Here is a 246-nt window from a genome sequence, read left to right on the forward strand (position 1 = left end):
GCCGGTGGTCAGCGACTTCTTCCAGTGGTGCCGTGATCAGTTGGAGCAAGTCGGGCTGTTGCCCAGTGATCCACTGACCAAAGCCCTGAACTACGTGCTCAGCCGCGAAGCGAGTCTGACCGTGTTCTTGGAAGATCCCGACGTGCAGCCAGACACCAACCACCTGGAACGGGCACTACGCCCCATTCCAATGGGCAAGAAAAACTGGATGTTCTGCTGGACCGAACTGGGCGCGGAACACCTGGG

Annotated in this window: 1 protein-coding gene; it reads left to right on the forward strand. The window is 59.3% G+C overall.

What is annotated here, in order from left to right; all coding sequences use genetic code 11:
• On the forward strand, positions 1–246 hold a 246-nt coding region (locus EZI54_RS24240), incomplete at both ends, for an IS66 family transposase (RefSeq protein WP_165495884.1).

The organism is Marinobacter halodurans, from assembly GCF_004327985.1.
Lineage (GTDB): Bacteria > Pseudomonadota > Gammaproteobacteria > Pseudomonadales > Oleiphilaceae > Marinobacter_A > Marinobacter_A halodurans.